Source organism: Bacillus cereus group sp. BfR-BA-01379 (assembly GCF_022663605.1).
GTDB lineage: Bacteria > Bacillota > Bacilli > Bacillales > Bacillaceae_G > Bacillus_A > Bacillus_A mobilis.
On sequence record NZ_JAKUFT010000011.1, the window covers coordinates 86,401 to 95,264 of the forward strand.

Below are 8,864 nucleotides of genomic sequence, written 5' to 3' on the forward strand. Positions count from 1 at the left end.
AGTTACAGATGTTTCTCCCCTCACAATTATAAATGAAATGTAAAAAAATTAATATCTTTAAATATTTAGATTTCTATAAACACATTCTTATTTATATTCTTTTCCTATGCTACTGAAACACATATAACATAAACAGATGAATGGTATTGCTGCTGGAAAAAATATTAATTTCTAATAAAAGAAAAATCCGCCATATCAAACAGTAATTATAGAATAGTAATAAAAAAGGTTATCCAAAAAGTATAGAATATACTACTCTTTTGGATAACTCTTTACAATTCATAAGAATTTTGGCTAAACTGCATTATAAATCCATTTTATTTTCAGCTGATATTTTAAAATACTTTGCAGATAATTTATAAGAGCGATTTTCATTATAAAAGTTACCTAATTCATAGGAGAATTCAGCAACTAAACGCTGTTGGCTTTTTTCTACTCCTACTTCAATTGCTTTTTGCATATTTTTTTCATATTCATAATAATCCCCACGTATTTTGAATACTTTAGCTTTCAAACCATATAGTTGGACAAATGCAATTGGCACATCATAAATCGATAAAAAACGAAATGCTTCATTCATAACTTTATTAACATTTTTCCAATCTTTAAGTTCTATGTAAATCTCCAACATGTTTCGTAACGCATATACTTTTTGATCTTTCTGTGATAAAAATTCACTTAATTCCAAAGTTTTTTCGTAGTATTTAATGGCATTCGTATAGTCTTTCAAGCCTTGATAAATTTTCCCGTAATCATATGAAATTATAGGTAAATACTTTGAATCACCATTAATAGCCAAACTTTTTTCTACTTGCTGTAAAATTTCAAGTGCCTTTTCATATAACTCATCCATAATATACAATATTGCAAGCATTAAAAGTGTATTTATTACGTTTTTCTGCATACCATTTTTTCTGTATACGTTGTAAGCTTTTAAGGCATACAAACGACTAATACTTTTATCTTTATAAAGCTCCTTATATACATGACATAAATTATAGTATATATGACCATGTTGTTCAGTTTCTTCTACACCAAGTAAACTCTCTGCCTGTACATAAATATCATGCGCAGCAATGTAGTCTTGTTTATTATAAAAATATAAACCTCGGGCTTTTAAGTAATAAATATAATCTTCTGGATCTTGTAGTTCGACCTGACTTGGTATCATTTGCGAAGCTTGATCTATAAGCGACTTTACATGTAAAACGTTTTTTTTTCGGGCATAATAATATATAAGTACACCATATACCTTTAGTAATAAATGCATTGAATCCACTTCACGAACGTATAATTCTAACAAAGATAAGTCAGCTTCTGTAATACTTTTATCTTTTTTATATTTATTACATATTTTAAAAATAGTAAACTTTATCTCCTCGTAATTTCCATTTATAAGATAATCGCTCTTAACTTCTAACTTTTTAGAAACCTTCGTTATAAAAGAAGGTGATGGTTTGATTTTCCCACTCTCAATTCTACTTAAATAGGTTACTGAGCATATTTCTGATACGAGCTCCCCCTGTGTCAATCCTTTATGCATACGAACTTGCCGAATACGTTCCCCTATTTCCATCTTTCTACTCTCCCTGCTTAACCATTTCATACTTTTTACTAAATAAGCCATTATGTATTGCTTAATCTTTCATACTAAGAAAATGCATAACTTTACAAATGTAAAAAAATGTATCATGCATTTTAATTTTACATTCATACTATGATTATTTCTAGATACTTTGTTAAATTTAATGGTTAAAATTTAGATTTTTCGTCCATTTTTTTCATGTAATTTTACTACTTGTTATTAACAAACACAGAATCATATACTTGAATTACGATAAACTTAATGAAAAGGATTTAACTACATGTAAGCTATCATTCTTCATTTAGATAGTTATAGTTCATTACATTTACCTAATACATAAAAAATATCTATTATATACCAAATAAATTTAATAGATGAATTATTAATATCAAATCCTAGAAATTAGCTTGTCGAATTATTCAATAAAAACGAAAGGATGATAAACATGATTGTAAGATTTAAAGAAGAATCCGCACGAAAAATAGTAAGATATGTTGGAGGCGCTGCTTTACTTTTAATAATCGCTTCTTTCCTTTATCAGTGGAAAAATGACTTAGTAATTGATCAAACTGAAAGAATCAGCTTTGGACTAGTTATCATTACTTTCCTATCTACTTTCTTACCTATTAAAGAGAAAGTTAATAAATAATTATATATTTTATTCACATAAAACAATTAAATTAGATTAAAAAAGGATTGATCAAAAGATCAATCCTTTACTCTACCTCATTTAAGAAGAACAATGTTAACGCACCAGGTCCTGTATGTGCTCCAATTGCTGCTCCAATTGTATTTACGATAAATACTTCACAGCCAAATCTTTCTGTAATTAATCCTTTTAATGCTTCAGCTGTTTCTAAGTCATCACCGTGGGTCATAGCGATTGTTTGATCTTTAAGATCTTTTCCGCGCTCTTCCATAATATCTACAATTCGGCTTAGTACTTTCTTTTTCCCTCTTACCTTTTCAAGTGGTACAAGTTTTCCTTCTTGCACGTTTAAGATCGGTTTAATGTTTAGTAAACCACCGATAAAACCAGCTACTTTACTTAAACGCCCACCTCTCACTAAGTACTGTAAGTCAGCTACAGTGAAGATATGTTCTATATGGTTCATTAGAAAATCGACACGTTTTAAAATATCTTCTTTTGATGCGCCGTCTTTCGCCATTTTAGCCGCTTCTAATACGACAAGCCCTTGACCAAGCGAAGCACATTTCGTATCAATAATTTCTAAATCTAAATCTGCATATGTTTCTTTCACTTCTTCTTTAATAACAACTGACGATTGATATGTACCAGATAGTTCAGATGAAAAAGCTAAATATATACAAGGATTACCTTCTTTTGCATAAGAAACAAATTTTTCTTGGAAAGTTTCAAGTGATGGCAATGACGTTCTATAAACTGCGCCTTCTCTCATGTTTTGCAATAATGTAACTGACTCTAATGTAACTCCATCTAAATACTCTGTTTCTGCTTCATCATAAACACGGAGTGGAATTAAATCAATATCATATGCTTGCAGCAATTCTACCGGTAAATCCGCTGCACTATCCGTAATGATTTTAACACCCATTTTTAAACCTCTATTCTGTTATAAATATAAAAAATATAAAATAAAAATAGTACTTTTAAATTATATACGTAAAACTTAAATGAAGAAAGGAAAAGACTTTATATTGTATGCACTATTCTTCAAAACTTGAACTGTTAATAAAAATCATGCCATTATAACCGCTTTTTTCCTATTATTTTATTCTATATAATAACAATAGCACAAATTTTCCAAAGGAGGATTCTTATGAGTATTCACCTAGCCACATCTAATGATCTAGAATGGATTAATAATCAATATGACTCAATAGGATTTGTACGAAGTGATTTAAACCGAGAGAAAGTCGCAATCATTACATACAACAATGAATATGCAGGTGTTGGACGTTTAGTCCAAATAGATGAAGATACTATTGAAATGGGTGGAATTTTTATTCTCCCTAAATTTAGAGGTCTACAATTAGCTGGGGAACTTGTTTCATTTTTAGTAGAAACTGCGAAGAAATTACAAGTACAACATATATATTGTCTTCCTTTTGAGGAATTAGAAAACTTTTATAAGAAATATGGCTATACTGAGGTCGATACTACGAAAGAAGTAGTTCATCCAATTATTCTAAAAAAATATAATTGGTGTTTAGATCATTATGATAAGCATATTTTATTATGTAAGCTGTAAGTGCGCCTAAAAAGATCGTATATCAAAATATAAATTATTTCTCCCACTCAACTAAAAATCGTACTTTATTTGGTCACCATCAGCTTCTACAAGAGATAGAATTACTACTTTTTCTCCTAACATTACATTCGTATAAAAGATTATTTTTTTAAGTTACCTTAAATCGTATTCCAATAAACCAATCAGAAGACGTATTCCTATAAAATACAATTAAGTAATAAAAAGGAGCGTTATTCATGATAGATGTAGTAAGACTCGTTATCTTTATTGTAGTTGCAATTGGTGCCATTATTAACATTTACCTAGAGTTTAAAAAACCTAAAAAAAAGTATATTCTCAATCGTTTTCCTATCAGTACTCTTTATCGGAGCATCAGGTTTAATCAAAGATATTTTATCTAAACTTATATCGTAATTTGATTAAAAATTACTGTTCCGCCAATACTGTAAGTAACATGATTGTATTTCTCCATTCTCCCTTGGAGAGGAGCAGTTAGCTTTTGCTAGCTGCTCTTTTATTTAAAACGAATTCAACTATTATCCACAAAATAAGTATCATACGCCTTATCAAAAACATATCCTAGCTTCTCAGCTAGTTTAGCAGATGTAGTATTCGCTGCATCCCAGTTTGGATATATCTCTTTTTCTAAGCAGGCCAAGATTAACGCTGCACTAACTATAGTCGCCAATCCTTTTCTTCTATGATTGAGATCAGTCGCCACTTCGATTTCAATCCCATTATCATAAATGCTATATGATGATGCACCGCATACAACTACTCCGTTGTACAAAATACTATACCCTATACCTCGGTTTAAATAATCTTCTACTGATTGAAATTGACTTGTAAAATCTTCAGAAACCTTATGTAATGTAGGGATATTTACAATATGTTCATCTATTCTTCGTAACTCGTATCCTTTTGGAAGCGCAGATATAAAAGATTGTAATTTTGAACGATCAAAAACTTCCGCATTACGTTTGAATTTATAGCGTAAAAACTTATCTATTTTTCTTTCGTAACATGTTTCTAGGCGTTTTTTCCACTCTTCACTATTTGCGATTACTAACATTCTATCAGGAATGTTACGTATTAATTCTTCAGTTTCTTTCGCATTCGAATCCCCAGCGTAAAATGTAAAGATCCCTACCGTAACTTGCGCTACTGTTGGATTTTCAAGATCATTTACCCAAGCAGTTCCCATATGTCCTTGTAAATAAGAAAGTAAAACAACATTATTGAAATCTTCGAACATAGTAACTAATTTTTCTCTCGTATATATATTCGCTTCATATATCATTCGCATTCCTTCTTTCGTTAGAATCAATGTACTTCTACTTTTTTCATAAGTCCTTTTATTCTACATATAAGCAAACTTCTACTAAACTTCATATTATTATAAATTATTCATAAATATAAAATTATTATAACATCTAATAATAAGTAAATGGCTGTCCTGTAACAAGGTTTACAGTTAATATACTTAATAATAATTCGCAATCTATATTTTATTATGTAAAAACCCTCAACATTAGTTTAAGGGTTCATTTAAATACATATGTTATAACTCATTCTTATAAACAAATGATTCTGTTCCTCCGTTTTTATATACTTTAGTCACTTTAACAACTGATGTGTACGTATGCTCGTCATTCGATATCATCTTTTTCATCTCTTCTATCTCAGTATTACCAGCTCCACTCTCGATTTTCAAACAGTTCGAGATGTTGAGATATCCACTCGATGCGAAAAGAAAAATAAACGTAAGATCTGGGAAATTAATGAACAGTATTCCAAACTTTACAGGATTCGCAGCCGTATCAGATAAAACTAATCGAAAGTTTAATAGTTCAGGCACTTGAACAAAATCTTTCGAAACAATTGCTTCACCTATTATAGTAATTTGTTTTACGACATTCCCCATCTCATCTATAAACTCAGTACAACTAGGTGCATCAATTGTTTTTGCTTGTAGTGATACATTCAATTCTGGATTGTGAAAGTCGAAAAAGAGTGTACTTCCCTCCGTTAAACATTGCGGACACACATTTCCAAGAAGACTAAAATCCAATTCAATAAATTTAACTTTCGTTTTACAACTACAAACCTTTCCTATTTGAATTGCATCAATCCTAGAGCAATCTACAAAGATAACCTCATCGTCCTCTTGTACGAATGATACAATACCTTCCCTCTCATTAAATGAAAGAAAATAAGATACAACAATTTTGTTTCCACCTATTACGATACTCTCCACTTTCGTAAACGGTTCTAGACTTTGTAAAAATTCACATATGCTTTTTTGACAACATCGATGATTTCGTTTCGGCTCACAACCCACTTACACTCCATCCCTTCTCTATATGTTTTATCTAATACATATAATATGAGCGGAATCTGAGAAAAGCTTGGACAATATAACTTTAACGCCAGAATATAGTTACTTATTCATCACGTTAATAATGAAATTACGCTAATAATGAGGAATAGCACATAAATTCTCCTATAAATACATATAACAATTTCATCTTTCATGAAAAAAACGTTATAATAAGGTGTAGCCTCTACGATTACGTTATAAAGGAGAATAAAACAATGGCTAAAATTAAAGTATACCAAGCAAAAGAAGAAAATATGGAAGCAGTAAAAAACATCATTGATGTTGAGGAACAAAACCCAACTGCTGAAAACTTACAAAATCTATATGCATGTGTATTAGAAACAGAAGATATGGCATTGCCTGAATCATACATTGAAGAAGATATCTTAATTGATTCTATGGAAGTTATGGTTAACGCTTCTCAAAGCAAGCTAAGAGACTTAGGTGCATACGATGTAATCGAAGTTCAAAACAAAGGTAAGAAAACACAAGTTTTATTATTAGCAGACGAAGAATACGAAATTATCGAAGGCTAATCTAAATCCGTACATACGAAAAAGCTCCCTTCCAATTGGAAAGGAGCTTTTTCATTACGCTTTTGATGTTTCGCTCTTTTTATTCGTTTGTTGTTTCTTAATTACCATGCGCTCATTTCCCATAAAGAAAATAAATACGAATGCTAAACCAGCTGGTACTAATGCCCACATAAATGTTTGAACAATTGAACTAGAAAGAGCTTCAATAATTTTATCTAATATTTGCGGCGGGATTTGAGATCTTGCCGATTCTGATAGAATAGCTCTTGAATCTCCTAAAGCATTTGTATTCATTCCTCCGCTCATCCCTTTAAATGCTTCTTCTAATTGATCTTGGAAACCTGTTCTTTGGATCATTCCGAAGATTGTAATACCAAGTGTCATTCCTAATGAACGAATGAAATTACTCGTTGAAGTTGCAGATCCTCGCTGTTCCATACCGAAGTTGTGAATAGCTGCCATACTTAGTACAGAGAATGAGAAACCTACTCCAAATCCAATGATAATCATATAAACCGTTAATAATATACGACTTGTTTCTGGCGTTAATGTGCTTAATAAGAATAGTCCAATCAGCATAATAACCGCGGAAATAATCATAATGTTTCGGTAACTAAGCTTCGTCGTTAAAAATCCACCTAATTGCGCTGTTACGACTGATCCTAACATCATTGGTAAAAGTAATAATCCCGAGTTTGTTGCGCTACCACCGTATACACCTTGAATGAACAACGGTATATAAACAGTTGCTGACATAAATGCAGCACCGTAACATAATGCAATAATAGTACTCATTCCGAATAATCGTTGTTTAAACATTTCAAATGAAATGATTGGTTCTTCTACTTTACGTTCAATAAAAATGAATGCAATAATTAAAATAGCGAATCCGCCAAATAAACTTAAAATAAAGCTAGAATCCCAATCATACTTTTGTCCACCAAGCTCTAAAGCAAACATTAAACAAACTACTGCACCAACTAAAGTAATTGCGCCAAACCAATCAATTTTTTGTTTTCTATGAACTCGTGATTCTTTATAAAAGAATGTAATAAAAATAAGTGCTAAAACGCCAAGCGGTAAGTTAATGTAAAATACCCAGTGCCAGCTAATGTAATCTGTAATATACGCACCAAGTAACGGACCAAAAATACTTGATAAACCAAATACTGCTCCGAATAATCCACCCATTTTCCCGCGTTTTTCAGGAGGGAAAATATCAAAAACAATAGTAAACGCGATCGGTACTAATGCCCCGCCGCCAATACCTTGAATGGCACGATAAATACCTAACTGTGTAATATTTTCAGCAGTACCACAAAGTGCCGAACCAATCATAAAGACGATTAAACCGAAAATAAAGAATCTTTTTCTACCATACATATCTGATAGTTTTCCAAATATCGGCATACCTGCCATTTCTGCGACCATATAGGCAGAAACGACCCATACAAAGTTTTCAAGGCCTCCCAAGTCACCAACGATCGTTCCCATTGCTGTTACGACAATGGTATTATCCATTGATGCCATTAAAATACCTAGCAATAAGCCCGCCACAACAAAGCCGAGCTTATTATTCTTCTCAACCATAATCTTGCTCTCCCTCGTACTACTTATATTTGTTTATGTTCTTTTACGACTGCATTACCTTTTTGGTTAAAACTAGTATGATATTCTACAACACTAATTTCACATCCTGGACCAATAGTAACGTTGTTTCCTCTTACTACTTCAGCAATCGTATGCTCTAAATAAATTTCATCTCCTTCAATGATAGACGTTTGGAGGCTTCCTGCGTGACTTGTAAATGGAATGAATCTCGCTTTTTTACGAACGGTAATCTTCTTACCACCGATTTCTCTCACTTTGCTTCCTTCATAACGAAGTGAAATTTCAATATTTTCAGCATTAAGTAATCCATCACTTTCAAGACCACCAGTTAGTGATAGTTCTTCCACTTCGATATCTCCTTTCACATTTAAAGCGCCTTTTACATCTACGAAATCACCAGTAAACTTTCCTTTAATTTCTATCATACCTCTTACTTTCGTTTTTTCAATATGAGCATCACTATTCATTTGTGTATTTCCGTAAATTTTTACATATTCCGCAGTTACATTTCCTTGTAC

Annotated in this window: 9 protein-coding genes; 3 read left to right on the plus strand and 6 right to left on the minus strand. The window is 31.6% G+C overall.

What is annotated here, in order from left to right:
• Positions 1 to 304 precede the first annotated feature (304 nt).
• Positions 305 to 1,576: a helix-turn-helix domain-containing protein gene (locus MR113_RS06855; protein ID WP_242252724.1), complete on the minus strand. Its 1,272-nt coding sequence runs from the start codon at positions 1,574 to 1,576 to the stop codon at positions 305 to 307.
• Between the two features lie 454 nt (positions 1,577 to 2,030).
• On the opposite strand from MR113_RS06855, the gene MR113_RS06860 reads away from it, so the two are divergent.
• Positions 2,031 to 2,234 carry a hypothetical protein gene (locus MR113_RS06860; RefSeq protein WP_215586438.1) on the plus strand — a complete coding sequence of 68 codons (204 nt, stop codon included), beginning with the start codon at positions 2,031 to 2,033 and terminating at the stop codon, positions 2,232 to 2,234.
• A gap of 67 nt (positions 2,235 to 2,301) precedes the next feature.
• Here the strand turns inward: MR113_RS06860 and MR113_RS06865 are convergent, their stop codons facing one another.
• Positions 2,302 to 3,162: a DegV family protein gene (locus MR113_RS06865; protein WP_061679684.1), complete on the minus strand. Its 861-nt coding sequence runs from the start codon at positions 3,160 to 3,162 to the stop codon at positions 2,302 to 2,304.
• Positions 3,163 to 3,387: 225 nt separating this feature from the next.
• Here MR113_RS06865 and MR113_RS06870 point away from each other — a divergent pair, with 225 nt between their 5' ends.
• Positions 3,388 to 3,819 (plus strand): GNAT family N-acetyltransferase, encoded by a 432-nt coding sequence (locus tag MR113_RS06870; RefSeq protein ID WP_242252726.1) that lies wholly within the window; start codon positions 3,388 to 3,390, stop codon positions 3,817 to 3,819.
• 529 nt (positions 3,820 to 4,348) lie between these two features.
• On the opposite strand, the gene MR113_RS06875 is transcribed toward MR113_RS06870, so the two are convergent.
• A complete protein-coding gene (locus tag MR113_RS06875) occupies positions 4,349 to 5,119 on the minus strand; it encodes a GNAT family N-acetyltransferase (RefSeq protein ID WP_242252728.1) in 771 nt (256 codons plus the stop codon).
• Between the two features lie 261 nt (positions 5,120 to 5,380).
• Positions 5,381 to 6,160 (minus strand): BC_2878 family exosporium-associated protein, encoded by a 780-nt coding sequence (locus tag MR113_RS06880; protein WP_242252729.1) that lies wholly within the window; start codon positions 6,158 to 6,160, stop codon positions 5,381 to 5,383.
• A 254-nt stretch (positions 6,161 to 6,414) separates the two neighbouring features.
• On the opposite strand from MR113_RS06880, the gene MR113_RS06885 reads away from it, so the two are divergent.
• Complete coding sequence (locus tag MR113_RS06885) at positions 6,415 to 6,735, plus strand: hypothetical protein (protein WP_001062734.1); 321 nt, start codon at positions 6,415 to 6,417, stop codon at positions 6,733 to 6,735.
• A 54-nt stretch (positions 6,736 to 6,789) separates the two neighbouring features.
• Here MR113_RS06885 and MR113_RS06890 read toward each other — a convergent pair whose 3' ends face one another.
• Together MR113_RS06890 and MR113_RS06895 are read right to left on the minus strand one after the other, a co-directional pair.
• Entirely contained in the window at positions 6,790 to 8,325 is a 1,536-nt protein-coding gene (locus MR113_RS06890) for an MDR family MFS transporter (RefSeq protein ID WP_242252731.1), read from the minus strand.
• Between the two features lie 23 nt (positions 8,326 to 8,348).
• Positions 8,349 to 8,864, minus strand: a 516-nt coding sequence (locus tag MR113_RS06895; RefSeq protein WP_242252733.1) for a cytoplasmic protein, incomplete at its 5' end; no start/stop codon positions are given.